The organism is Exiguobacterium sp. ZOR0005 (assembly GCF_000798975.1).
GTDB lineage: Bacteria > Bacillota > Bacilli > Exiguobacteriales > Exiguobacteriaceae > Exiguobacterium > Exiguobacterium aurantiacum.
Window position 1 is genome coordinate 41,576 of sequence record NZ_JTLB01000003.1, and the last position, 25,029, is coordinate 66,604.

Sequence of the window (25,029 nt, forward strand, 5' to 3'; positions counted from 1 at the left end):
CTATTATATGCATGAAAAAACCTCTCATCCGAAGACGAGAGGGTTACGAATTATTCAGTCGGTTGTCCGGCCTTTTTTTGTCCGCACGACTGTCTGACGACGAGATAGTGCGGCACGATGACGCGTTTTCCGTATGGCGGCGCACTGTCCCCGATCTGTTCGATTAAGCAGTTCGTCGCCTCAAACCCGAGGCCGAAGATGTTGATCTCGACCGATGTGAGCGGTGGATTCGAATGTTCGGCGATGTAGACGTTATTGAAGCTGACGACGGCGACGTCCTCAGGAATCTTTAGCCCCATCTCGCTGAGCGTGCTGATGACGCCGAGCGCCATCATGTCATCGCTGACGACGACGGCTGTCGGCGGTTCTTCAATGTGTAGCAACTCGCGAACGGCCTTCGCGCCGCCTTTTGTCATGAACTCGGCGCGGGCGATATAATCTTCACGCACCGGGATACCGGCTTCCATGAGCGCCGTCGCATAGCCGTTGCGGCGGTCTTGCGTGACGGCGAGTTTATCCGAGCCGCCGATGAAGGCGATGCGACGATGACCGAGATTGTACAAATGTTTCGTCACTTCCCGGCCGGCCAAGTAATTGTCCGTATCGACGTAGGTGATCGACGAAGCGTCCCCGAACGGCTTCCCGACCACGACGAACGGGAATTTCGTTTGACGTAAATACTGAACGACTTTGTCGTCTTCGCGCGAATAGAGGACGATGACGCCGTCGACCCGACGCCCTTGTACCATCTCGATGACGCCCGACAACACCTCTTCTTCGGTGACCCCTGTCGTCATGTAGAGCGAGTAGCCGTTCTGATGCGCTTTCGTGCTGATTCCGCGGAGCACTTCCGGGAAAAACGGGTTTTGCAGCGTTTTCGTCGCCGCGCTCGGCATGACGAGACCAATCGACTGCGTCGAGCGGTTGGCAAGACTTCTCGCGTGGATGTTCGGATGGTACCCGAGTTCCTCCATCGAACTGCGCACGCGTTCTTTCGTTTTTTGACTGATCCGTGGACTGTTCGCGATGACGCGAGACACCGTCGACGGTGCGACGTTGGCGTGTTTCGCGACATCTTTAATCGTGATTTGCATGGTGCTCCCCCCTGCTTCCGTTAGTTCTAAGTTCCCTGACATCGATCAATTCGCGCTGCGGCGCCGCTTCCACATCACAAGTCCCGTCAAAAAGATTGGGATAGCGATGACGAGCAGGCCAATCGTCCACATGTTCACTTCCGATTCCTCGACGATGTAGGCGTTCGCGCTCTCACCGGCAAGTTTGATCGTGAACGTGCCACGTTTTTCAGTGACGAGTTGTGAGAACAGGAGACCGCGAAGGCGTGTGTCTTCACCGACTTCGCTTACCTCGAATTGAATCTCTCTGTCTTCTCCGTTCATATTGATGGCATATAAGGCGACATCATCGCCATTCCGGCGCTCGAACACGGCCATCCCGTCTTCGGACGCGAGCATTCGCTGTTCACCGGTTGCGAACACCGGATATTCGGCGCGCATCCGGTTCATCGTCGCGACGTATGCTTGCAAGTCCTCATTTCCAGGGAAATCGGTCATGTCGCGGTTCGCCGGATCGGCGCCACCTGTTTGGGCATTCTCCGTCCCTTGAAAGACGATCGGCATGCCTGGTGACGCATACAGGGCGAACAACCCGAGTCGTAAACGGCGTTCAGCCGACTCGGCGCCGCCACGTTCAGCGACATGCATGAATCGTTCCACGTCATGGTTGTCGAGGAACGTCGCCATTTGGTTCGGGTCGTTGAAGAACGTCTGAGCGTAGCTTGCGGCGACATCGATCTCGTCGACGTTCGCCTGCTTTTGCGCCATCGTCTTGGCGACGCGGTCATAAAACGTAAAGTTCGTGATGCTGTTGAAGCCTAGGTCATCATATTCGGCGACATACTGCGGATTCGGGTCGAACACTTCAGCCAACAAATAGAAGTCAGGATCGACTTCTCGGACCGCTTCGACAAATTCTTCCCAAAACGGCTTGTCGACGTGACGGACCGTATCGAGGCGATAGCCGTCGATGCCGGTCTCTTCAATCCAGTACGTCGCTGCCTCGATCAAGTAGTCTTTCACTTCCGGGTCTTCGGTTTTAAAGTCCGGCAAGTCAAAGAGCCAATGTGTCTCGACTTGTTCTTGATCGTTCCATAAAACGATCGGTAACTCGTCATGGAACCAGTCTGGCTTCTCTTCGACCCAAGGATGACCCGGGCCGACGTGGTTGACGACGAAATCGAGGATGACTTTCATGTCTCGCTTATGCGCCTCGTCGACGAGTTCCTGTAAATCTTCTTTCGTCCCGAACTGCGGGTCGATCTCATAAAAATCTTTAATCCAATAGCCGTGGTAGCCGTCCGGCATATTCTCAAACACCGGCGTCAACCAGATGGACGTGAAACCGAGCGACTCGATGTAATCGAGCTTTTCAATGACGCCTCGAATATCTCCGCCATGGAAGGCTTTCGGGTCATTTTTGTCGACTTGGTCGTTGTTATCGGGATTTCCGTCAACGAACCGGTCGACCATAATAAAGTACATGCGTTCTTGTTCCCATGTTGCTGCTTCTTTCGCTCCGACAGTTGTAGGAAACAAAAGAAGCGACAGGAGAACGAGCACGACGCCTCGCCTCATATCGCTTCCCCCTTAAGTGAGTATTATCCTTTCGTACCACCCGCAGTGAGACCCGAGACGAAGTAGCGTTGGAACATGAAGAACAAGAGTACGATCGGGAGGGCCGAAAGGACGGCGCCTGCCGCGAACAACGTGAAGTTGTTGTCGAACTGTCGAGAAATCATGTTATAGAGACCAACCGCAAGTGTCTGTTTCTCCGGTGAACGAAGGACGAGCGATGCCAAGATAAAGTCGTTGAACGGGCCCATGAAGTTGAACAGGGCGATCGTTGCGACAATCGGCTTCGCGAGCGGCAAAATAATTTGCCAGAAGATACGAAGGTGACCGGCACCATCCATCCGAGCGGCTTCATCGAGCTCTTTCGGAATCGTATCGAAGTAACCTTTTGCGAGATACGTGTTCATCGGAATCGCCCCGCCGGCGTACAGCAGGATGAGCGCCGTATGCGTGTCAAGAAGACCGAGCATGTTCAGGAGCACGTAAATCGCGATGATGGCAACGAATTGCGGCACCATTTGCAAGACGAGGAACAAGATGAGCGAGTTCTTCCGTCCGACGAAACGATAACGCGAGAATACATAACCGGTGATCGTAACGAGAATGACCGCGAGTGCCATCGTGATGAAGGCAATCTTCAATGTATTCACATACCATAAACTATAATCCGAAATCGTTAAGTCAAACAAGTTTTTATAGTGAATGAGCGTCGGATTGTCCGGAATGATTTTCGACGTGATCGTACGTCCCGGGTTGAACGACGTCCCCACTACCCAAAGCATCGGATAAAGGATGATGATCGACGCCAACGTCAAGATGACATAAGAGAGCGCCAGATTGATTCGTTTTTGTTTTTTCATATCAAATCATATCCTCGTCTTTGAAAGATTTTGTCCGACGGAACTGGATGACGGCAAGTGTCATGATGAAGAATGACAAGATGAGCGTGATCGCAGCCGCAAGTCCGTATTGCGGGTTGGCACCGAGAGACAATTTGTAAATCCATGAGATCAAGATGTCGGTACCGCCGGCCGTCTGTCCTGGCACAGCTGGTCCCCCACCGTTGAAGAGATAAATCAAGTTGAAGTTGTTGAAGTTGAACGTGAACTGCGTGATCAAAATCGGTGCTGTTGCGAACAAGAGCATCGGCAACGTGATCAAGCGGAACTTGTCAAAAATACTCGCGCCGTCAATCGTCGCGGCTTCATACAAGTCACCCGGGATCGACTGCAACACACCCGTCATGAGCGTCATGATGAACGGGAAGCCTAGCCACCACTGAATCAAGATGAGCGCGCTTCGCGTCGCCGTCGGGTCCGTCATCCAACTGATCGGGTCAAGCCCGAACGCCGGGAGGATCGTTGTATTGAACACACCGAACGATTCGTTGAACATCGAACGGAAAATCAAGATCGTGATGAACGCCGGTACGGCCCATGACAAGATCAAAATCGAACGGAACAAGCGACGGAAACGGAGTCCTTCTTGGTTCAACAGAACCGCAAGGAAGATCCCGATCGCGATGACACCGACCGTTGAAGCGACCGTCCAGACGAGCGTCCAACCGAGGACGCTGACGAACGTATCACGCCAGATGTCGATTTGGAAGATGCTCGTGAAGTTGCTGAATCCGATCCACTCGACGAGTTTCGCCGGTGGTGCGTTATTGTAGCGGTAGTTCGTGAAAGCAATCAAGAACGTGAAGATGAGCGGTAAAACGACAGTGAAGACGAGCAAGATGAGTGACGGGATCAACATCAAGTATGGGAATCCGTGGTCACGTAAGTTGCGAAGCTGCACTTGGAACGATGGCACGTTTAGGTGCTGATCACGAATGCGACCGACTCGGTATGCGTCACGAATGTTCCAGATGTAAAACGCAATCCCGAAGAACAGTAAGATTAATGCGACAATACCTTCTACCATCAAGAAGATGGAGTGGTCGTTACGAGGTCCTGCTACTTCGCCAAGCGTGATCAATCCCCAAAGGCCACCACGGTCGCCAGGTCCTGCGCCCGCGCCTTTGAAAAAGAGATCGTAGTTTACTGCGAAATAAGACATAATGACGATAAAGAAAGCGATCGCTTTCGCACGTTGATTGTTATAAAACTGTCCGGCTCCCGGAATGATCGAGAGTAATGCGGCGTTCCGGGCATGGTTGGTCGGTTTGTCCGGACGTTGATCCGGCGTGTTCGGTTTCGGAATTGAAGCCATCCTCAATTTCTCCTTTCAATTTGAGCAAATCAATCGAGCAAGCGTTTGCTCAATTCTAGAAAATGAGGGGGAACGCCAGTTGGCGTACCCCGTCATTTCAGTTCCTTATTGGTTGTTCGCTTGGATTTGTTGCTCGATGACTTTCACAGCATCGTCAGCTGATTTTTGTGCATCTTGCTTGCCAGTTGCAACGAGCTGAAGTGCTTGTGCCATTGGCTCCCAAACTTGTCCCATTTCAGGAATGTTAGGCATTGGGATCGCGTTTGTCGCTTGATCGAATACCGCTTTCGCTACTTCGTTCGACGTGATTGTCTCGTTCGTCTCAAGAGCAGCTACTGGTGGGATCTCGTTGTAAGCTTCAAACATCTTCAATGCGTTCTCTTCGTTCGTGAGTTCTGCGAGGAACATTTCAGCCCACTCTTGGTTCTCTGTGTAAGCAGAGAGCGCATACGTCTTCACGCCCATGAACGTCTTGATTGGCTCACCGTTTGGAAGTGTCGGCATTGCAGACGCTCCGAGGTTGACGCCGGCATCTTGGTAACCAGCTACGGCCCATGGTCCGTTCATGACTGTGTGTGCTTTCTTCTCAGTGAAGAGTTGGTCCATCGCTTGGCCACCAGACTCGCCGATCAACCCTTTAGGGAAGAGACCTTCTTGGTACCATTTGCCGATGTACTCGAATCCTTCAACCGCGCCTTCGTTGTTCAAGCCGATGTCAGCCGGGTCGAGCGCGCCGCCATCTTCCTTGAATACGTAACCGCCGAAGCCAGCGATGACGCCGTGTGCGAAGTAGAAGTTATCCCAAAGACCGAGGAAACCGTATTCGCCGTCACCTTTCACATCGTTCGACAACTCGTACAACTCATCCATTGTCGCAGGTGCTTCAGATACTAAGTCCTTGTTGAACATGAGAACTGGTGTTTCAACTGATTTCGGGTAACCGTAAGCTTGGCCATCGAACATGACAGCTGATTTCGAAGCATCTGTGAACGCATCGAGTGCGCCTTCGTCAGCAAGCGGATTCAAGTGACCTTGGTCAGCGATCGTTCCGATTTGGTCATGCGGTACGAGGACGATGTCTGGACCTTTACCGGCCGGACCATCAAGGGCGAGCTTGTCTTTTTGGTCTGTCATCTGTACTTCGACGACTTCAACTTTTACGCCATGCTCTTCTTCAAACGCTTTGGCAACTTCTTTCGTTGTTTCCGACTTTTCAATATCTTCCCAGATTACGATTTTTTCTGGCTTGTTCTCGCTAGAAGAACCGCCTTCATTCGTCGAACCGTTGTCCGTACCGCCACCACATGCAGCAAGTGCACCGAATGCGAATACTGCTGTTGAAAGTCCTGCTACCATCTTTTTCATCTTCATGATGAAAAACCTCCCCAAGGAAATTAGTATGGTCAGATTTGCGCAACCGCGCTGAACGACTGATTTTATTCAACTCCGCTACGAAATCAGTCGCTCAGTGAAAACGTTTGCATCCTCACCTCAATTTTTATTATACAGTTGTGTAAGCGTTTTACAAGTCTTTTTTTTAGGATTTTTTCTTGCCGTTAACCCATTTATCTCTTTTTTAATTTTTTGTCGTCGTTTCTTCAATAATTATCGTGATGTACGATTGACAAAATGTAAACGCTTTATTAACCTTTGCTTGAGCAAACGTTTTCGCAACTGTTGTTTCATTTCAGAATCGACAGTGTAAAATGGTTATATCCCCAATAGAGAAAGGAACGATTTCACTTGATCAAAGAAGCTATTTACCATCGCGCCATGTCCCCTTTCGTTTACAAGTATGACCGAGAGACGATTCACATTCGTTTTCATACAAAAAGAAATGATATCCAATCGGTTGACTTAATTTGGAACGATCCTTACGACTGGCACTCGGAAGATCCGGCCATGTGGAACTTCGACCCGGACAAGCCGAGCTTCTGGCGGACGTTCGAGACACCGATGGAAAAAATCGGCCACGATGACCAATACGACTATTGGTTCATCGCCGTCAAGCCTCCTTTCCGTCGTCTCCGCTACGGTTTCCGTCTTCATGACGGTAATGAGACGGCCGTATTCACAGAGAAAGGCTGGTTCGAAGACAAACCGCTCGACGATACCGGTTACTACTTTTGTGTCCCGTTCATCAACCCGATCGACATCTTCCACGCCCCGTCTTGGGTGAAAGACACGGTATGGTATCAAATCTTCCCGGACCGCTTCGGAAATGGTGACCCGTCGCTCAATCCAGAAGAGACGCTTCCATGGAACAGCACCGAGCCGACAATCACAAACTTCTTCGGTGGGGATTTCCAAGGGGTCATCGACCATATCGACCATCTCGTCGACCTTGGCATTACCGGTATTTATTTCTGCCCGATCTTTAAAGCGACGACGAACCATAAGTACGATACGCTCGATTATATGGAAATCGATCCTCAGTTCGGGACGAAAGAGAAATTTAAAGAACTCGTCGATTTGCTTCATGCGAATGGCATCAAAGTCATGCTTGACGCTGTGTTCAACCATGTCGGTTACCATCATCCGTGGTTCCAAGACGTCGTCGAGAACGGTTCCCACTCGGAGTATCGGGATTGGTTCTACTTGCGCGACTTCCCGATCGAGACGACGCCGAAGCCGAACTACGACACGTTCGCGTTCGAGAAGAATATGCCAAAAATCAACACCGAGCATCCTGCGCTCAAAGCTTACTTATTAGAAGTCGCCCGTTATTGGGTCGAGGAGTTCGGCATTGACGGCTGGCGTCTAGACGTCGCCAACGAAGTCGACCACGCGTTCTGGCGAGACTTCCGTCGCACCGTGAAACAAGCGAACCCGGACGCCTACATCCTCGGTGAGATTTGGCATGACGCCCAACCTTGGCTTCAAGGCGATCAGTTCGATGCGGTCATGAACTACCCGTTCACGAACGCGAGCTTGAACTATTTCGCGCTCGACCGGACGACGGCATCACAGTTCCGCGACGAGTTGACGCGCGTCGAGATGATGAACACGATGAACGTGAACGAAGTGACGTTTAACTTGATCGACTCTCACGACACGCCGCGTGCCCTCACCCGGGCGAAAGGCCATAAAGGCAAGTTCAAACTCCTCATGACATCGATGCTCACGTATACGGGCAGTCCATGTATTTACTATGGAGATGAGATCGGACTCGAAGGTGAACAAGACCCGGGCTGCCGCCGCTGCATGCCATGGGACGAAGAACAAGAAGACCGTGAGTTGTTCCGTTTCACGAAGAAATTGATTCAACTGCGTAAAGATCACCCGGTACTTGCCAATTCAGGCACGTATCGCTTCAACCTTGTCGATGACGAAGACAACGCCCTCATCATCGAGCGTTGCACGAAAGACGAGACGTATTTGATATACTTCAATAACTCAGACACGACGTCGGTACTCAACCCGCTCGGCCATACAGGAAGCGCTTACGACTTGCTCAACGACCGCGATTTGAACTCGCTCGAAGTCGAACTTGCCCCGTACGGAACAGCGATTTTGAAGATGAAATGATATTCCTCAAACACCTGCTTCGGCGGGTGTTTTTTTTGTTGAAAATAATTTACCAAATCCCTTTCTTTTTCATTTCAAAAGGAGTAACATGACATTTGTGAATTTTAAATCGTAAATATTTCATAGAGAGAATTGTAGAAACAAGGGAGAATACACATGCCGAACAAAGACACCGAACAGCTCAGTTTATTTAAAATATCGTGGCCGATTTTCATCGAGCTCGCGCTCCATATGGGGACCGGGATCATCGCCACGCTCATGCTCGCCCATTATTCCGATGCCGCCGCCTCCGCGGTCGGGGTCGCCAACCAACTGTTGAACGTCTTCTTGATCGTCTTCAGCGTCACCTCGGTCGGAGCGACCATTTTGATCGGTCAAGCGATCGGTGCCGGCCGGATGAAGAAGAGCCGGGACTTCGCTCGTTCCGCCGTCAGCCTGAACATGTGGCTCGGCGTCGTCATGGTGACGGTCGTCTTCTTGTTCGGTGAGACGTTCCTTCGTCTCTTCGGTTTGTCCGACGAGCTGTTCGCTCACGGTCTGTTGTTCTTACAGATCGTCGGTCTGTCCCTTTTCACCGAAGCGCTCATCATGGCATTGAGTGCCGTGTTGCGTAGCCACGGTATGACGAAACATGCCATGCTCGCGACGCTCCTCATCGACGTCATCACGGCGATCGGGGCGATGCTTGCCGTCACGGGCTGGTTCGGCCTGCCGGTGACCGGCGTCGCTGGTGTCGCTTGGGCCATCGTCATCGCCCGCTTCGCGGCGATGGTGCTCTTGTTCTGGATCGTCAAACGACGTCTCATGCTCCGTTTCCCGATCAAAGAATTGATTCGTCCGCAAGGTGACGACATCAAGGCGCTCCTCCAAATCGGAGTGCCGTCCGCCGGTGAGAACTTGTCATATCAGTTCTCCCAAATCATCATCACCGGGTTCATCGCCACGATGGGAGAAGCGTCCCTGGCCGCCCGTGTGTACGTCATGAACTTGTCGATGCTCGCTTTCCTCTTCACTGTCGCCATCGCACAAGGGACACAGTTGCTCATCGCCCGGGACATCGGCGGGAAACGGTTCAAGGAAGCCTACACTCGTGCCGTCCGGACGCTGAAGATCGCCATGTTCTCTTCACTCGTCGCGTCGCTCGGCCTCGCCGTCTTCGGGAAGTCGTTGCTCGGCTTGTTCACCTCGAACCCGGATATTATCGCAGTCGGCATTCCGATTTTATGGGCGACGCTCATCCTCGAGCCTGGCCGTGCCATGAACATCGTCTTGATGGGCTCGCTCAAATCGGTCGGCGACGTCCGGTTCCCCGTCATGATCGGGATCGCCTCGATGTGGGGCGTGGCCGTCGTCTTCAGCTACGTGTTCGGCCTCCAAATGGGGCTCGGCATCCTCGGCATTTGGCTCGCCTTCTCACTCGACGAGTGGTTCCGCGGCTTCTTCGCCTTCCGTCGCTGGAAGTACGGGACGTGGCAACAGAAAGGGTTCCAGTTCGAAGCGAAACCAACTTCATAAAAAAGAGAGCGGCTATCCGCTCTCTTCCGGCTGCAGACAAGATTTGTCTGCGGTTTTTTTATTTTTTGCGAGGTAAACCGTTCTGCTAATCCGACTGCCTATTGTGTTACTTCTTCGTCAAGAAGGCGTGCATCGCTTGCCGATGGATGTCGGTCTGTCCGCATTTTCGTTGCCACTGAATCTCTTCTTCGAGCCCCGCTTCGAACGATTCGGCACGGAACAGCGCCTTCATTCCTTCAACGGCGACCGGCGATTGTTTCGCGAGCGCCTCGGCGTACTCGGTCAACGCTTTCGTGTAGACGTCATCTTCGACGAGCTCTGTGACGAGACCGAACCGTTCCGCTTGTTCCGCGTCGATCGTCCGCCCGCTCCACATCCAGCTAAGGGCAAGGTCAGGGCGCATCAACCGCTTCAAGTGATACGGTCCGCCCGCATCCGCGACAAGCCCGATTTTAATGAACGCCGAACTGAATTTCGTCGAACGGGCCACGATGCGCACATCGGCGGCAAGCGCGAGACTGAGCCCCGCACCGGCGACGACCCCATGGATGCCGGCGATGAGCGGTTTCGGGCATGACGCGAGCGCACGTACGAGTGGATGGTACACGTCTTCTAAATACGTCCCGTAATCGGCATCGCTCTCAATCGTCAAGTCTTGGCCGGACGAGAAGGCCCGCCCTTCCCCAACGAGCACGATGACGCGCACGTCCTCGTCAGCCACAAGATCCTGCATCGCCTCGGCCGCTTCCTTCAAAAGCGTCTCGTTTAACGCGTTCAACTTTTCGGGCCGATTCCATTTGAGCCAGCCTACCCCGTTATGGCGCGTGATTTGAATCGTTTGCATGTTCAACGTCCCCCTTTTAATAAATGAATCACTGTTCATTTCGCTATTCCCCATTCTGTCTCCTTCCTGTCACGAAAACTTTGCGAGTTCGATTGCCCGACACTGCCACTATTTGCTATTCTTAGAGGAGTCATTCATGGAAAGGGTGGGCTTGATGCAACTGACGAACGCCGCTCGGCAATTGAAGCAACGAAAGATCCCGTTCACGTTCCATACGTACGACGTGGATCCATCTGACGTCTCAGCCAGTCACGTCGCCGCGTCGATGGGCAAGCCTCTCAACCAATTATATAAAACGATTTGCCTCGAGAATGAACAAAAGCGCCACGCTTTCTTCCTCATCCCGGGGGATATGGACGTCGACTTGAAAGCGGCGGCGAAAGCATGGGGAGCGAAGAAAGCCTCTCCGGTCCCAATGAAGGAACTCGAGGCGCTCACCGGATACATCCGCGGGGGCGTGTCACCAATCGGGTCGAAAAAACCGTTCCCGGTCTTCTTGCACGAAAGTGCCAAACAGAAAGAAACGATCATCATCTCAGCCGGAAAACGCGGCGCCCAACTTGAACTTACCCCAGACGACCTGCTACGTTTCATGAACGGTCGCTGGTTCACTCAATGAAAAAGATGGAGGCAATATTATGTGGAAAGAAAGAATCCGGTCCTGGGTTCCTAACTCGTTTACGTTCGGTAACTTATTTTGCGGCGTCATCGCCATCGTTTACGCCGCACGGGGCGATTTCTCGAACGCGACGCTCTTGATCATCATCGCGATGATGCTCGACAGTCTCGACGGTCGGCTCGCCCGCATGCTTGGGGTGGCGGGCGACTTCGGGAAAGAACTCGATTCACTCGCCGACGTCGTCACGTTCGGCGTGGCTCCGGCCTTGCTCGCCTATTACACGTTCTTCATCGACTACGGCAACTACGGCCTATTCTTCGCCGCCTTGTTCCCGTTATTCGGAGCGTATCGTTTGGCCCGCTTCAACTTGTCAGCGACAAACGTGACGGCAAGCTATTTCTCAGGTGTTCCGATCACAGCTGCGGGCGGACTCCTCGCCGTCGTTACGACGTTCGGCGATCGCGTCAGCGAACTGCTCACGCCAATCTTCTTCACCGGCCTCGCTCTACTCATGGTCAGCCGCGTGCGGATCCCGAGTTTCAAAGACGTCCCGTTGCCGCGCCACTCGTTCATCATCACGGTCAGCCTCGTCTACTTGACGTATATGATTTTCGCAAGATGGAAGGAATGGCCGTCGTTCTGGTTCATCGCCGTTCCGTTCTACGTTCTGTTCATCGCCTTCTCGTTCGTCAAAAAACGAAAAAGTATGGCAAACTGACGAGCTCCTACAACAGGAGCTCGTTTTTTGTGCACGCATTCATTAGACGCCAGGTAGAAACCTCTTTAGAATGGTAAGAGAGGTGATGAAATGAAAGTTTATCCATGGATTTGGAAATGGTTTGTCGTTTGGTATGGGATCGGCCTCATCTTGGTCGGTTTCGATTTACTCCCGAGTTGGCTCGAATGGGCGAACCCGGTGTTTTTATGGCTTGCCGGTGCCATCGGGGGCTGGGTCATTGCGGACGGGGTCCGTCACGCCCGCTACATCGTCCCGTTCATCTTTTTCGGATCGATCGCCGTCGAGACGCTCGGCGTCAAAACGGGATTCCCGTTCAGTGAATATTTGTACGCGGAGGCGTTCGGGCCGACCGTCTTCGGCGTCCCGATCACGATCGGCGCGGCTTGGCTCGCCGTCATCGGGGCAAGCTTCGCCGTCGCTCGCTTGCTCAACTTCAAACGCCGAACGCTCTGGCTCGTCCCGTTCCTCGCCGTCTGGCTCGACATGGCGATCGATCCGGTCGCGGCGAACGTGAAAGGCTATTGGGAATGGGCGAACGATGGCTTATATTATGATATCCCGACACAAAACTTTGTCGGTTGGTTCGGTTTGTCACTCATCTTTTCTTGGCTCCTCGATCGGTATGAAGTCGAGGCCGAACCGCTCTTGTTGACGCACGGACGCTATTTGTTCGTCATGCTGCACGCCTTGTTCGGTGTCACGGCGGTGAATGCCGGCTTATACGGTATCGGCGCGCTCAGCATTGTGACGGCCGGGGTCATCTTCATCGAACGGAGGGTCCGACATGATCGAAGCGAACAAAAAGAAATGGTTCAATGATGTCTTTTCCGTTTTCGTCAAAGAGCGTCAAATCCGTCCGTTCTTCCATACTGTCTACGTGCGCGCCGATGACGTCCCGACGCCTGGCTTATTCCTTGCGACCCACAGCTCGTGGTGGGACGGGCTCATCTTATTGATGTTGAACGAACATTACTTACGTCATGACGTCCATGTGTTGATGGATGAGGACGGCTTGCGCCGTTTCCCATTCTTCCGCCACTTAGGTGCATTCTCGATTAAGAAAGGAAAACTGTCCGACGTCCGCGCGTCACTCGCCTACGCCGGATCATTGTTGAATGACGGCAAGTCGGTCTGGATGTTCCCACAAGGACGTGAGTACCCTCAAGAACATCGTCCGCTCGAGATCGGCACCGGGGCGACGATGCTGCTCACGAAACCGGACGTGCGACTATGCGCGATTTATTATGCGTTCGAATCACACGCCGCACCGGTCGTCTATGTCCGGTTTCGCAACCACCGTGTCGTTTCGGATACACGCAGGCTACAAAAACAAGAGCTCGCCGAGGCGCTCGAAAGATTGTACGACGACACGCGGGCTGACGTGATCTCAAAATCTGATCGCTACGTCGCACTGTTTCCGCCAAAGCGCAGTCTCGCCGATTGGACGGAGCGTCTGCTCGAGATCGCGAGGGGACGCCGATGATCATCTTCTCGCTCACCCTGCTCATGCTCGTCTTCACGCTCGTCAACTTACTTTTTTTACGACCGCTCACAGCACCGGTGTCCGCCCAGGCCACCGCCGTCTGTATCCCGCTTCGTAACGAAGAGCGGAATGTGCCGAAATTGATCGCAAGTTTGAAAGCGGCCCTGCCGGCAGGTTGTCACGTCTATTTATACGAAGATCGTTCGGAAGACAAGACGTATGAGGTGCTCCTCCGTGAAATCGATAACGACGAACGCTTCACTATCTTCCGCGGTGTCCCGCTCCCGAAAGGCTGGGCCGGCAAAGTGCACGCCTGTCACCAGCTCGCGTCACGGACGGCCGAACCGTTTCTTCTCTTCCTCGATGCCGACGTGACGATCGACCGCTCGTTCATCGGCCGCATGCACGGGACGCTCATCCGCGAACAGGCCGTCTTCTTGTCCGGCTTCCCTCGCTTCCCGACTCCGACTTGGCTCGGCAAACTGCTCATCCCGATGCAACACGTCTTGATCGCCCAACACTTGCCGCTGTTTTGGCGAAAAGTGCGTCACCCCGCTTTCGCGGCCGCGAACGGGATGAACGTCCTTGTCGAACGGAAGAGTTATGACGACGTCGGCGGCCACGCCTCGATCCACGACTCGTTGATCGATGATATCGACCTATGCCGGGAGTTCAAACGCCGAAAAAAAGTGACATCACTCGTCCAAGTGTCGCCTTACATCACGTGTGACATGTATGCGACGAATGAAGAAGTGTGGAACGGGTTTTCAAAAAACGTATTCAAGGGAATGAATGAATCAGTGGGCATCGCCCTTTATTTCTTTATGTATTACGGTATCCAGTTGTCAGCGTTTGTTGCGCTCCTCTTCCGACCGGATCTCCTATCGCTCGGAGGGGTGCTATTCGTCCTCCTCGCCAGACTCGCCATCGACTTGAAATCCGGCGGACGATTTTTTTGGCTCCATCCGTTCAGCCTCATCGCTTACTTGGCTCTCTTGTCGAGCGCGGTCATCCGAAAATGGAGACGACAACCGATTACATGGAAAGGCCGAATGTACCCTTAGAAAAACGTTAGGAGGCAGAAAGCCATGAAACAGATTGCCATCATCGGAGCCGGCCTCGGTGGCCTTAGCGCCGCCGTCACGCTTGCGGCTCGCGGTTACGACGTGACCGTCATCGAAAAAAATGAACACGTCGGGGGCAAATTGATGCCCGTCATCACGGACAACCACCGGTTTGATTTCGGTCCGAACACGATCACGATGCCGGATGTGTTCCGTTCCGTCATCCGAAACAGCGGGGCCAACCCGGAAGATTACTTCGAACTCATCAAACTCGACACGCATACGGTCAATCATTTCCCGGACGGGTCGACGCTGACGTTCCACTCGGGACGCGAACAGATGGAAGAAGAGATTCGGCGTTTGACCGGGGACAAAGCCGACAAGAACCAACTCGCCGAATACTTAGACGAGGCCGAAAAGTTGTTCGATATCGCGAATAACCGCTTCTTCACCCGAATGGAGACGAAGATGGATACGGGCCTCTGGGCGGACATGATGAAAGTCCACCCGCTCACAAGCCTGCACTCACTCCATAAAAAATACTTTAAGGACCCGCGCATCATCCAAGCGCTTGACCGCTACGCGACATACATCGGCAGCAGCCCGTATGTGACGCCGGGCACGTTCGCGCTCATCTCTCACCTCGAGCTGAACGACGGCGTCTACTATGCGAAAGGTGGAAATTGGACGATCGCGAAAGGTTTCGCCAAACGGGCGAGCGAGCTCGGTGTCGAGTTCAAACTCGGTCACGAAGTCACGAAGATTGAAGTGTTGAACGGAAAAGCCCACGCCGTCGTCATCGATGACGAGGAAGTGTTGTCGTGCGACGCGGTGCTGTTGAACGGTGAACTGCTCACCCAATATCCGCGCCTCGTCGAAACGCAACATCGTCCCTCGTTCCCCGTGCCAACACGGGACACGGTCGAGCCGTCTGTCTCGGCGTTCGTCATCATGGTCGGACTCAACAAGCGCTTGAACTTGGCGCACCATAACGTCTATTTCTCAGACGACTATGAGGCCGAGTTCCAGGCACTGTTCGAAGAAGAACGTTACGCTGACGAACCGACGATCTACATCTCGAACTCTTCTTACACCGACCCGGCGATGGGCGAGGGTGGTGACAACTTGTTCATCCTCGTCAACGCCCCGGCCCATTTGACCGACATCGACGCCGAGACGTATGAACATCTGATCCGCCGTCGCCTCCGCCAGTTCGGCGTCGAGTGGGACGATGCGGACGTCATGTATCACCGTCGCGTCACCCCGCACGACTTGACGCGTGATTTTTATGCGTATTACGGGGCGCTTTATGGGACGTCTGCCAATTCGAAAAAAGGTGCGTTCTTCCGTCCGTCGGCACGGTCCGAAGACGTCTCGAACATCTGGTTCGCAGGCGGTTCGACCCATCCTGGCGGTGGTAGCCCGATGGTCACGCTTTCAGGACAATTGGCGGCCCGCTCGATGTTAGAGGACATACCTCTGACAATTTGAACATTTTGTGAACAAGAGATTCGACACTTGTCGACAAGTTGCAGACGTGATAATATCATATTCGAGTTCAAGCAGTTTTGTAACGTTTGTTACACCTGTAGCGATCGAATGGCTTCCCCGAGCCAATCGCGTTTTGAACTTGTCACACCCGAGAAAAAGTGATGAGCGAGTTTCCCCACTCGTATGCCGTAGCTGGATCAGCATGCATCTGATGTTCCCCCTTAGTCCATCAAGCATCCTGGTTCAGCGAAGATGCCCCATCGTGTCATTCCCCATGAGACGAGGCACATCTTTAGGTGTTCATCACAAGCCGATCCGTTCGTTTCCCCGATGAACGGGTCAACATAACGCTTACGCCACTTTTGGTCCCCCGCCAAAAGTGGTTTTTTTGTGCAGAAAAAAAGCGACCGCATAGGCGGTCACTCACAGTCTTGCTAATAGCTTTCCTTTTTGAAGCGTCGACACATATGCCCGCTTCGTGAAGACGTCGTACTCGTTGTGACGGGCCGCATCCAATATGCCTTCGTATAACAGTGCAGCGGCCTGGACGGGCTTCCGGCTCGCCGGCGGGTATAGCCGGTGCGTCTTCCGAGCGCTCGCATAGAGCATTTCGGCCCGCTGTGCGAGCGTCTCCCAGACGTCGATGAAGGCAGGTGATACCGTGCGTGCCAACAGATCGGCTTCGGTCATGCCGTGTCGCTCGAGAACGTCACGGGGCACATAAATGCGGTCCCGGTTCAAGTCTTCACCGACGTCACGCAAAATGTTCGTCAATTGCATGGCGATGCCGAGGTCGATCGCCCCTTGTCTCAGTTCAGCCTTCATCGCCTCTTCCGGACGTGGCACGAGGATTGGCAACAGCATCAAGCCGACGGTGCTCGCCGCATAATAACCGTATTGCTCCGTTTCCTCGAGCGTCTCGTAGCGCGACTTATGTAAGTCCCACTTCATGCCTTCGGCAAGTTCAAAGAACGGTTCGACGTCCATCTCATACCGTTCCCATACGTCACGGAGCGCCACCCATAAAGCGTCCGTTTGTTCGGCTCCCGACAAAAAGTGGTCAAACGCTTGCAAAAACTCCGCCAAACTTTCTTCCGGCCGATCCGATTCATCCACCGCATCGTCTAATGTTCGACAAAACGCATAGACGGCCGTCACAGCTTGGCGGTCAGGCTTTGAGAGCAACGAGAAGGCCCGATAAAACGTCAACGAGCCTTTCTTCATGATTTCCTCACATTGACGATACGCTTCTTGTGTCGTCATGGTACGCTGCCCCCATTTCTTCTTCCATTCTCTTCACTAACAGTTGCGATCCAATCATGACGATCGGGACCCCGCCGCACGGATGGACCGAGGCACCGACGGCGTAGAGCCGATCGATATGCGCGTACGGGCGCGCCTGCGGCTTGAATGCTGCCGACTGGGCAAGTTTCGGGGCGATGCCGAAGCTCCCCCCTTCAAACAATCCGAACCGTTCCGCGTCCATCGGGGTACGAACTTTCATCTCGAGGACGCGGTCGGTAAAGTCAGGCACCATCGCCTCGATCCGCGAGACGAGATGATCGATCGTCCCGCTCGCTTCAAAGTGTTCGCGCTCTAACTTGCGCGGCACCGGCACGAGCACGTAAAGCACACTCGTCCCGTCCGGCGCGAGCGTCGCATCGATGCGTGACGGATTGAACGTATACATCGCCGGATACTCGCTTAGTTTACCATCTTCGAAGATCGTTCGCATCGAACCAGCAAAATCATTCGGCAAATCAAATTGATGAACCGGAAGGTCGATGTCACCTGTTACGGTGAAGTACAGGAGCAACGTGCCGCTCGACGGTTCATACGCTTTCGGTTTGACACCGTCAATGAGCCGTTCCATGAGCGGGAAATCACCGTTGACGACGACCGCGTCGTACGTCTCACGCCCCCCGTCCACGACGACTGCCTTGGCCTGAGCGTTCTCGACGATGACCCGTTCGACCGCGGCGTTCATGTTGAACGTGACACCCCGCTTTTTCAGCTCTTGTTCTAATTTCGTCGCCAAGGAGAAATATCCTCCTTTGACGTACCAGATGCCTTCTTCTTGTTCACGATACGGGATGAGTCCGTAAAGTGAAGGTGTCGCATACGGGTTCCCACCAATGTAAAGCGTCTGGAGGCTATAGGCGACGCGCAGACGTTCGTCTTTGAAGAAGCGTTTCATGTTCTCGTGGGCGGTCTCGTACGCTTTCAACCGCATGAGGAGGAGCAACAGCTTCGGTTCAAACAAATCCGACTTCGCCTTGTACCCACGGTCTAGGAACGTCTCAAATCCGATTTGGTATTCTTCACGCTTTTGCCCCATGTAGCGGCGAAACCCGTCCCCTTCTCCGAACATGCGCTCCACTTCTTCGGCTTGGCGCTCGATGTCGCGATACTTGTAAAACGTCGTCCCGTCTTCGTAGCGGAGACGATACAACGGGTCGACTTCGAGCAGTTCGAGCTCTTGTTCCGGGAAGCCCGCTTCTTTCAGCTGGCTCTTCAGCTTGCTCGGCAACAACACGATCGTCGGGCCTTCATCGACGCGGGCCCCGTTCTCAAACTCGACGTAGTTGAGACGGCCCCCGACGCGATCTTCTTTCTCGTAAATCGTGATGTCGAGCGCCGGATACTTATGGGTCAGCAAGAGGGCCGCGTAGAGCGACCCGATGCCGGCCCCGACGAAACTAATCTTCATTGACCGACACCTGCCCGGTCACGAAGCAAGTTAGCCGTGATGCGTGCCGACTCGAAAATCGTCGGCAGGCCGCTACCGGGATGCGTGCCACCTCCGACAAGCCAGACGTGGTCGAGTTCTTCAAACTGGTTGTGCGGACGGAAGTACATCATTTGTGACAAGTTATGCCCTAAGTTGAACGTCGCTCCTTCGTACACCCCGAACGACTCCCAGTCGTGCGGCGTGAGCGCCTGCATTACTTCGATATGATCGCGGACGTTTCGATACGGTGAACGCGTCTCGAGCGCGTCGAGCACACTTTCGGTCATCTTCGCCTCGAGCGTCTCCCACGGCAAGTTGGACAAATTGTTCGGTACCGGGACGAGAACGTATAAAGAAGACTTGCCGACCGGTGCGAGCGTCGGATCGATTCTTGACGCGTTTTGAACGTAGAACGAGAAGTCGTCGCTCAACTTCAAGTCTTGCGTCATTTCTTTCACGTTCCGTTCATAGTCGTCAGCGAAATGGATCGTATGGTGGCCGACATCGTCGTACAGCCGGTCGAGCCCGAGATAGAGCATGAACGTAGAGCACGAGTAGCGCTTCTTCTGCAACTGTTTCGGACTCCAGCGTGTGAGCGTTCCGTCCGGGACGAGCGATGTCATCGCATGGGCAAAATCCGCCCCGATGACAACTTCGTCAAACGCATAATGGACGTTGTTCGCGACGAGCCCGTTCACACGCTTCCCGTCGAGCAACAACCGGTCGACCGATTCGCCAAGACGAATCGAACCGCCTTCCTCTTCGACGACGCGCGCCATCGCCGTACAAAGCTGGTTCACACCGCCGATCGGGTGATGCACGCCGTAAGCATGCTCCATATACGATAAGATCGAGAATCCACCCGGACAATCCCAAGCCGACATGCCGAGATATTTCGCTTGGAACGTGAACGCGTATTTTAACTCCTCGCTCGTGAAATATTCCGAGAGCACGTCGTAAAGCGACTTGCCGATCGATAGAAACGGCAACGCCTTCAACACGCGCGTCGAGACGTAGTCCGTCAACTTGTCGTGCGCCGTCTGCAGGACCGGCATCAATTTCGAAAGCTTGATCGCCTGCTCAGCCATGAACCGTTCATACCCTTCCCCGTTGCCAGGGAACTGCGCTTCGATCGCCTCGTGCATCTCGTCGCGGTCGGTCGTCATCGATAAGACGCGTCGTCCCCGGTCAAAATATAAGTCATACATCGGCTCAAGCCGTCTCATATCGACGTAGTCGTGAAGGTTACGTCCCGTCTCTTCAAAGATCTCTTCTAAAATGTAAGGCATATTCAAAAAAGTCGGGCCACGATCAAACGCGAACTCACCGACTTGTAGACGTGACGTCCGTCCACCGACGAACGGTTGTTTCTCGAACACGGTCACTTCCACACCGCGGCTCGCCAATATCATGGCGGCGGCGAGGCCTCCTGGCCCGGCGCCGATGACTGCAACTCTTTTATCCGACACGTTGAACAACTCCCTATGTGAATAGTCTCTTATGCTTCTACTCCATTATAGAAATGAGTCGAGACAAGTTCAAATCTGAATCGGCTCGCCATGTGTCCGCGATGTGTCAAACGCCTCGCTCGGCGATGACGATATACCAAGAACCTTCTGGGATGAACGGGATGAAACGGACGTTCTCGAAGCCGACTTGTTCCATTTGGCGACGGAGCGCGCGAATCGTCGGGAGCGGGTATAAATTGTCGTGAAGGGTCATGAACGCATTGAACGCCGAGGCGAACCGAGCACCGAGCGGCGTCTCCGCAAGCGGGGTGACGAGGACGGCCACACCTTGCTCGTCCAGGTTTTCGAGCATGCGTCCGAGCAGCTCGATCCGTTGTTCAGGCGAAAAGTAATAGAGCATGTTGTTCATCATGACGGCATCGAATCGCTCGTCGTGGTCCCATTCCATAAAATCGGCCACTTCATATCGAATCTCGCCCGTATCGTCTTGTTCCCGCGCTTCTTCGATGACGTCTTCTTCTAGATCGATGCCGGTCAACTTCCAATCCGGCTCGAGCCCGTGGAGCTTGCGCAAATAGCCGCCATGCCCGCAACCGATATCGAGCATCGTCTTGACGTCGGCTTGACGCAGCAATTGCTGCACGATCGGGAAGGCGACCGTCTCGACGAGCGTCGACGTCTGTGCGACGACTTGTCCGTGCGTCGCCCCATCGAACGTTTTTTGTTTGCCTGACTCCAAAAAGTCCGGGTAGGCGATCAAGGCAGGGATATGAAGCTCCATCATCTCTTGGAGCATGAACCCGATGCTGCGCTCGTCCTCGTGCGACAGTTGGTACTTCAAACTGCGGGTCGGGTAGTAACGCCAGCCTTTCTTCTTCAGATGACGGACGGCGACGCCGACGTCGAGCCAGCGCTCGAGTGCGAGTTTTGTCAGCGGCTGTTTCAAACGGAGCGTCATTTCCGCATAACTCGCCCCCCCTTGGAGCGCATCAAATAAACCGTACTTGTATCCGATATAACCGTGCCATAACGGCAGGAACGACTCGGTCTGCTTCATCCATCTCCGCGCGTGGAGCACGCGCGACCATTCATTCATCTGTTGATCCATCGTTTCACCTCATCATCGTTATCACTGATTTTTTTATTTTCCCCTAATAATTTGCGGACAAACAAAAAAATCCCACTTCGATGTGCGAAGTGGGACGTACTTTAAATAAAGTTGCTGAAAAACGATTGGCCGTACGGCAGCGCGTAACCGATGAAGATTGTCACGAGCGACAGGACCGCAAAACCGCCGAGCATCGCACTCGCAGGTTTTTGTTTCTTCATGCGAATGAGCGCCATCTCACCGAAGATGAGCGTCAAGAGCCCTACCGTGATCTTCACGTGGTAGAACATGCCGCCGCCGTTCAATTGCAAGTACAAGTAAAGTCCTGTACCGAACGCGACGAGGAGCATGAGGCGAAACGCCATATGCGCGATCTTACCGCTCTTGTTACCATTTTTGTAGCCGATGTAGGCGACAGCGAACAAGACGAGGAGTAAAATCCAGCTCGTCACGTGTGTGTGTAGGAATGCAGTCAGTGGCATCCAATAATCCCCCTTTTAGTCATATACAATCCTTATTGTACACGAATAAACCGGTGACCGGTCAAGCCGGGACAGAAAAAGAGAGGTATGCGGCCGCATACCTCTCCAATATTGCCAATTAAGCAGTCGTCTGCGCTTCTTCACGGACAGCATGTTCATAGCTCGGGATGACGACGGTGAACGTCGATCCTTTATGCTGCACCGATTCGACATGAATCTGACCGGCGTGGCCTCGGACGATTTCCTGACAAATCGGGAGTCCAAGACCTGTACCGCCAATCTCACGGCTATCCGAGTTATCGACACGATAGAACTTATCGAAGAGGCGGTCGAGTGCCTCGCTCGGAATCCCGATCCCTTCGTCTTTCACTTTGATCGACACGGACTGATCGTGATGGGCCAATTCGATTGTGATCTTGCCACCATGCGGTGAATACTTCACGGCGTTCGAGAGCAAGTTGCTCATCAACTGCTTGAACTTCTGACAGTCAGCGAACAGTTCGTACGGACGGTCGTCAGCAGTCACGAGTTCAAACTGATGCTTCAATGACGACGCTTCATAGAATGTCATCATGTCACGGATGACCGGCTCGATGTCGAGCTGTTCCCGGTCATACATCTGGCTTCCGGCTTCCATACGCTGCACGTCGAGGAAGTCGTTGACGAGATGGGTCAACCGCTCTGTCTCCGCGTGGATCGTCTGCAAGTATTTCGCTTGTTTCTCGTTTGGCAACTGCTTCTTGACCATGAGCTCGGTGAACCCGTAAATCGAAGAAAGCGGTGTGCGCAACTCGTGCGAGATCGTCGAGATGAACTCACTCTTCAAGCGCTCCGCCTCTGTCTCGCTCGTGATGTCACGGAAGACGAGGAGCGTCCCTTTCGACAGGCCGCCGACGACGATGCGTTCGGCGTACATCTGCAAGTTCATCTCCCCTTTGCGGATCGAGAAACTGACGCTGTCGTGCGGGAAGTCGTCTGTGAACAGACGGTCCGTATACGTCATGAAATCGTCTTCTTGGTCGACCGTTGTCGCGATCGTCTCACGCCATTCGTTCCATGACAGTTCGGCGAGTTCTCTCGACGTGATGTCGTCAAGCTCTGGGAACATCTCATAGAGCGGCCGGTTGACGAACACGTCGTCGGTCGAGTGTTCGACGTAGATGACCGCCTCGCGAATCGAATCGAGAATCCGTTCCGTCTTCCCTTTCTCTCGGGTCATCTCTTCGAAGAGACGCATCCGGAGAAGTGAGAGCGACAATTGACGTGCGAACGACATGATGTCGCCCATCTGCGTCTGCGTGAAGCGGTCTTTGTAGCGGACGAGATAGATGAACGCAATGATCGAGTCGTCCGTCGGGTCGTGGACCGGGACGGCCGTCTCGTACATATAGTACGGGTACGGGAGCGGGTGGTCGCTCGCGACTTGTTTCGACGAATGGACCGTCGTCCGAAGTGTCATCGCCCGCGTGAGCACCGAGTTCTCACTGTCAAGCAACTGACGCGTGAGCGTCTCGTTCAAGCCGTGGCTCGTGACCGAGAACGATCCCGTCGCATCGACGAAGACGAGCGCCCCGACTTCGGAGTCGGTGATGGCGACGAGCTTCTCGATAATCTCTGGGTAAGCCGTCAACGAGTCTCGGGCGGCGAGCGTCTCCGTCAATTCGTTCCGATACGCCAAGTGCTGCTCGTTCTGTTGCGTCTGTTCCAAAATCTCTTCGAGTTCTTGTTGCTGCGCTTGGAGCTCTTCTTGCTGAGCGATCAACTCTTCTTGTTGTGCCTGCAACTCATGGTTCTTCTCGATCAAGTGACGTTCGTTGTCACGAAGCGTCTCCGCCATCTTATTGAACGAGCGGGACATCGTCCCAATCTCGTCTTCCCGATCCATCTGGTCGCTCAAATCGACGATTTCCCCTTTGAGCAGACGATCAGATGCGACCGCGAGCCTTGAAATCAAACGCGATTGGCGACGTAAGAACGGCTGGACGAACAAGAGGATCAAGACGGCGAACGAGACGATGCTCGCAATCCATAAGAACTGTAAAATATTATTGTTTTGTCGCCATTCGGCGTATACGATTTCTTTCTCGCTGTTCATGAGCGTCTTGTAGTCGGTGAGCGACGTCTCGATTTGTTGAATCGGTCCGAGCGTGTCGATACCTCGTTCCGGACTGAATTGAATGGCACCTTGCTCAATTAAGCGCTGTGCCGTCGGGAGCGATGCGACCGTATCTGGGTCGATGAACGTCTCGCTGACATCCCCTTCGCTACGCGATTGTCCGTATTCAAGTGTGACCGGTAAAATCACATCGAAGTAAAAGTCATGGAAGTTTTGCAGGTCGTCCGCAAAAATTTCACCTTGTCGTGTCTGGACGACGCTCTTGAACCAATTGATTTCTTGTTGGAACTCGTTCTCTTTTGACCGGGCCCGCTCCAGCGCTGCCGTATCGCCAAACAATAAGTATCCACGCGAATCGTACTGGGCAGCCTGCCACTCGTCCCATAGCGTGTTCAGTCGGCTGATGCGCTCGTCGACTTCGCGCAGACGGGCCTCGTTCGCTGCGAGACGATCCTCGACGTACCAATAGGCAATCCCTGAGCCGACCAAAGCGACCACTAAAAACGAATAGAGGACGACCATGATGTCACGTCCGAGTTTTTGTTTAAACCATCTGTTCAATTCACGATGCCTCCTATGATCTTCACCAATTCAAGTGGACTAAACGGTTTTGAGATAAAGTAATCGACTCCAATCTCGTTCGCGCAATCACGATCAGATTGTTGACTCTTCGCCGTCAACATCATCACTTTCGTATGTTGACGTCCTGGCAACTTCCTTACTTTCTCGATGACTTCGAGTCCGGTCATCCCTGGCATCATATGATCAACGATTACGAGGTCGTATTCGTTTTGTTCAATCAAGCGATATGCTTCGAGGCCGTCTGGTGCCTCATCGATGTCGTAGCCTTCGTCTTCTAACGTATCTAATACGAGCATGCGTAATACTTCTTCATCTTCTGCGAGTAGAATTTTTACCATGACGATTCCTCCATTTTCATTCCATCTCATTATTTTAACGGATTTATTTCATAATCAC

At 53.4% G+C, this 25,029-nt stretch carries 21 protein-coding genes; 8 read left to right on the forward strand and 13 right to left on the reverse strand.

Translation table 11 applies throughout. The features are described from left to right. Nucleotides 1-50 precede the first annotated feature (50 nt). From L971_RS00380 to L971_RS00400, 5 genes are all read right to left on the reverse strand, one after another. Nucleotides 51-1,094 carry a LacI family DNA-binding transcriptional regulator gene (locus L971_RS00380; protein ID WP_024371839.1) on the reverse strand — a complete coding sequence of 348 codons (1,044 nt, stop codon included), beginning with the start codon at nucleotides 1,092-1,094 and terminating at the stop codon, nucleotides 51-53. A gap of 45 nt (nucleotides 1,095-1,139) precedes the next feature. Then, on the reverse strand, nucleotides 1,140-2,651 hold the full coding sequence (locus L971_RS00385; RefSeq protein WP_047373764.1) for an alpha-amylase family glycosyl hydrolase: 1,512 nt from the start codon (nucleotides 2,649-2,651) through the stop codon (nucleotides 1,140-1,142). 23 nt (nucleotides 2,652-2,674) lie between these two features. After that, a complete protein-coding gene (locus tag L971_RS00390) occupies nucleotides 2,675-3,508 on the reverse strand; it encodes a sugar ABC transporter permease (RefSeq protein WP_024371837.1) in 834 nt (277 codons plus the stop codon). A 1-nt stretch (nucleotide 3,509) separates the two neighbouring features. Beyond that, nucleotides 3,510-4,862, reverse strand: coding sequence for a carbohydrate ABC transporter permease (locus tag L971_RS00395; RefSeq protein ID WP_024371836.1), 1,353 nt, complete (start codon nucleotides 4,860-4,862; stop codon nucleotides 3,510-3,512). 105 nt (nucleotides 4,863-4,967) lie between these two features. Further along, nucleotides 4,968-6,233: an extracellular solute-binding protein gene (locus tag L971_RS00400; RefSeq protein ID WP_024371835.1), complete on the reverse strand. Its 1,266-nt coding sequence runs from the start codon at nucleotides 6,231-6,233 to the stop codon at nucleotides 4,968-4,970. A 372-nt stretch (nucleotides 6,234-6,605) separates the two neighbouring features. Between L971_RS00400 and L971_RS00405 the strand changes: the two genes are divergently transcribed. Continuing rightward, on the forward strand, nucleotides 6,606-8,390 hold the full coding sequence (locus L971_RS00405) for a glycoside hydrolase family 13 protein (protein WP_047373767.1): 1,785 nt from the start codon (nucleotides 6,606-6,608) through the stop codon (nucleotides 8,388-8,390). A 156-nt stretch (nucleotides 8,391-8,546) separates the two neighbouring features. Further along, nucleotides 8,547-9,905, forward strand: coding sequence for an MATE family efflux transporter (locus tag L971_RS00410; protein WP_024371833.1), 1,359 nt, complete (start codon nucleotides 8,547-8,549; stop codon nucleotides 9,903-9,905). 106 nt (nucleotides 9,906-10,011) lie between these two features. Here L971_RS00410 and L971_RS00415 read toward each other — a convergent pair whose 3' ends face one another. Continuing rightward, the gene (locus tag L971_RS00415) at nucleotides 10,012-10,749 is read right to left on the reverse strand and encodes an enoyl-CoA hydratase/isomerase family protein (protein WP_047373769.1); all 738 of its coding nucleotides are present in this window, start codon (nucleotides 10,747-10,749) and stop codon (nucleotides 10,012-10,014) included. Between the two features lie 154 nt (nucleotides 10,750-10,903). Between L971_RS00415 and ybaK the strand changes: the two genes are divergently transcribed. From ybaK to L971_RS00445, 6 genes are all read left to right on the forward strand, one after another. Further along, the gene (gene ybaK, locus L971_RS00420) at nucleotides 10,904-11,368 is read left to right on the forward strand and encodes a Cys-tRNA(Pro) deacylase (protein WP_024371831.1); all 465 of its coding nucleotides are present in this window, start codon (nucleotides 10,904-10,906) and stop codon (nucleotides 11,366-11,368) included. 19 nt (nucleotides 11,369-11,387) lie between these two features. Continuing rightward, nucleotides 11,388-12,086, forward strand: a complete 699-nt coding sequence (pssA, locus tag L971_RS00425) for a CDP-diacylglycerol--serine O-phosphatidyltransferase (RefSeq protein WP_024371830.1) — start codon at nucleotides 11,388-11,390, stop codon at nucleotides 12,084-12,086. 90 nt (nucleotides 12,087-12,176) lie between these two features. Beyond that, nucleotides 12,177-12,926 (forward strand): carotenoid biosynthesis protein, encoded by a 750-nt coding sequence (locus L971_RS00430; protein ID WP_024371829.1) that lies wholly within the window; start codon nucleotides 12,177-12,179, stop codon nucleotides 12,924-12,926. After that, the gene (locus L971_RS00435) at nucleotides 12,892-13,590 is read left to right on the forward strand and encodes a lysophospholipid acyltransferase family protein (protein WP_047373771.1); all 699 of its coding nucleotides are present in this window, start codon (nucleotides 12,892-12,894) and stop codon (nucleotides 13,588-13,590) included. Before L971_RS00430 ends, L971_RS00435 begins: the two co-directional genes overlap by 35 nt. Then, the gene (locus L971_RS00440) at nucleotides 13,587-14,654 is read left to right on the forward strand and encodes a glycosyltransferase family 2 protein (RefSeq protein WP_024371827.1); all 1,068 of its coding nucleotides are present in this window, start codon (nucleotides 13,587-13,589) and stop codon (nucleotides 14,652-14,654) included. The genes L971_RS00435 and L971_RS00440 overlap by 4 nt, the downstream gene beginning before the upstream one ends. A gap of 24 nt (nucleotides 14,655-14,678) precedes the next feature. After that, entirely contained in the window at nucleotides 14,679-16,145 is a 1,467-nt protein-coding gene (locus L971_RS00445; protein ID WP_047373773.1) for an NAD(P)/FAD-dependent oxidoreductase, read from the forward strand. Between the two features lie 423 nt (nucleotides 16,146-16,568). On the opposite strand, the gene L971_RS00450 is transcribed toward L971_RS00445, so the two are convergent. The 7 genes from L971_RS00450 to L971_RS00480 form a co-directional block, all read right to left on the reverse strand. Continuing rightward, the gene (locus tag L971_RS00450; protein WP_047373775.1) at nucleotides 16,569-17,408 is read right to left on the reverse strand and encodes a phytoene/squalene synthase family protein; all 840 of its coding nucleotides are present in this window, start codon (nucleotides 17,406-17,408) and stop codon (nucleotides 16,569-16,571) included. After that, nucleotides 17,377-18,855, reverse strand: coding sequence for an NAD(P)/FAD-dependent oxidoreductase (locus L971_RS00455; RefSeq protein ID WP_024371824.1), 1,479 nt, complete (start codon nucleotides 18,853-18,855; stop codon nucleotides 17,377-17,379). The genes L971_RS00450 and L971_RS00455 overlap by 32 nt, the downstream gene beginning before the upstream one ends. After that, a complete protein-coding gene (locus tag L971_RS00460) occupies nucleotides 18,852-20,345 on the reverse strand; it encodes an NAD(P)/FAD-dependent oxidoreductase (RefSeq protein ID WP_047373777.1) in 1,494 nt (497 codons plus the stop codon). Before L971_RS00460 ends, L971_RS00455 begins: the two co-directional genes overlap by 4 nt. Before the next feature lie 106 nt (nucleotides 20,346-20,451). Further along, nucleotides 20,452-21,453 carry a trans-aconitate 2-methyltransferase gene (locus L971_RS00465; RefSeq protein WP_047373779.1) on the reverse strand — a complete coding sequence of 334 codons (1,002 nt, stop codon included), beginning with the start codon at nucleotides 21,451-21,453 and terminating at the stop codon, nucleotides 20,452-20,454. Between the two features lie 101 nt (nucleotides 21,454-21,554). After that, nucleotides 21,555-21,935 (reverse strand): YisL family protein, encoded by a 381-nt coding sequence (locus L971_RS00470; RefSeq protein ID WP_024371821.1) that lies wholly within the window; start codon nucleotides 21,933-21,935, stop codon nucleotides 21,555-21,557. 118 nt (nucleotides 21,936-22,053) lie between these two features. After that, nucleotides 22,054-24,612: a sensor histidine kinase gene (locus tag L971_RS00475; protein ID WP_024371820.1), complete on the reverse strand. Its 2,559-nt coding sequence runs from the start codon at nucleotides 24,610-24,612 to the stop codon at nucleotides 22,054-22,056. Further along, nucleotides 24,609-24,971, reverse strand: a complete 363-nt coding sequence (locus L971_RS00480; RefSeq protein ID WP_021066686.1) for a response regulator — start codon at nucleotides 24,969-24,971, stop codon at nucleotides 24,609-24,611. The genes L971_RS00475 and L971_RS00480 overlap by 4 nt, the downstream gene beginning before the upstream one ends. Nucleotides 24,972-25,029 lie beyond the last annotated feature (58 nt).

What these genes read in the sequence shown, in the direction of transcription:
- L971_RS00380 (WP_024371839.1), bottom strand. Translation starts at nt 1,094, where the DNA reads ATGCAAATCACGATTAAAGATGTCGCGAAACACGCCAACGTCGCACCG.
- L971_RS00385 (WP_047373764.1), bottom strand. Translation starts at nt 2,651, where the DNA reads ATGAGGCGAGGCGTCGTGCTCGTTCTCCTGTCGCTTCTTTTGTTTCCT.
- L971_RS00390 (WP_024371837.1), bottom strand. Translation starts at nt 3,508, where the DNA reads ATGAAAAAACAAAAACGAATCAATCTGGCGCTCTCTTATGTCATCTTG.
- L971_RS00395 (WP_024371836.1), bottom strand. Translation starts at nt 4,862, where the DNA reads ATGGCTTCAATTCCGAAACCGAACACGCCGGATCAACGTCCGGACAAA.
- L971_RS00400 (WP_024371835.1), bottom strand. Translation starts at nt 6,233, where the DNA reads ATGAAGATGAAAAAGATGGTAGCAGGACTTTCAACAGCAGTATTCGCA.
- L971_RS00410 (WP_024371833.1), top strand. Translation starts at nt 8,547, where the DNA reads ATGCCGAACAAAGACACCGAACAGCTCAGTTTATTTAAAATATCGTGG.
- L971_RS00415 (WP_047373769.1), bottom strand. Translation starts at nt 10,749, where the DNA reads ATGCAAACGATTCAAATCACGCGCCATAACGGGGTAGGCTGGCTCAAA.
- ybaK (WP_024371831.1), top strand. Translation starts at nt 10,904, where the DNA reads ATGCAACTGACGAACGCCGCTCGGCAATTGAAGCAACGAAAGATCCCG.
- pssA (WP_024371830.1), top strand. Translation starts at nt 11,388, where the DNA reads ATGTGGAAAGAAAGAATCCGGTCCTGGGTTCCTAACTCGTTTACGTTC.
- L971_RS00430 (WP_024371829.1), top strand. Translation starts at nt 12,177, where the DNA reads ATGAAAGTTTATCCATGGATTTGGAAATGGTTTGTCGTTTGGTATGGG.
- L971_RS00435 (WP_047373771.1), top strand. Translation starts at nt 12,892, where the DNA reads ATGATCGAAGCGAACAAAAAGAAATGGTTCAATGATGTCTTTTCCGTT.
- L971_RS00440 (WP_024371827.1), top strand. Translation starts at nt 13,587, where the DNA reads ATGATCATCTTCTCGCTCACCCTGCTCATGCTCGTCTTCACGCTCGTC.
- L971_RS00445 (WP_047373773.1), top strand. Translation starts at nt 14,679, where the DNA reads ATGAAACAGATTGCCATCATCGGAGCCGGCCTCGGTGGCCTTAGCGCC.
- L971_RS00450 (WP_047373775.1), bottom strand. Translation starts at nt 17,408, where the DNA reads ATGACGACACAAGAAGCGTATCGTCAATGTGAGGAAATCATGAAGAAA.
- L971_RS00455 (WP_024371824.1), bottom strand. Translation starts at nt 18,855, where the DNA reads ATGAAGATTAGTTTCGTCGGGGCCGGCATCGGGTCGCTCTACGCGGCC.
- L971_RS00465 (WP_047373779.1), bottom strand. Translation starts at nt 21,453, where the DNA reads ATGGATCAACAGATGAATGAATGGTCGCGCGTGCTCCACGCGCGGAGA.
- L971_RS00470 (WP_024371821.1), bottom strand. Translation starts at nt 21,935, where the DNA reads ATGCCACTGACTGCATTCCTACACACACACGTGACGAGCTGGATTTTA.
- L971_RS00480 (WP_021066686.1), bottom strand. Translation starts at nt 24,971, where the DNA reads ATGGTAAAAATTCTACTCGCAGAAGATGAAGAAGTATTACGCATGCTC.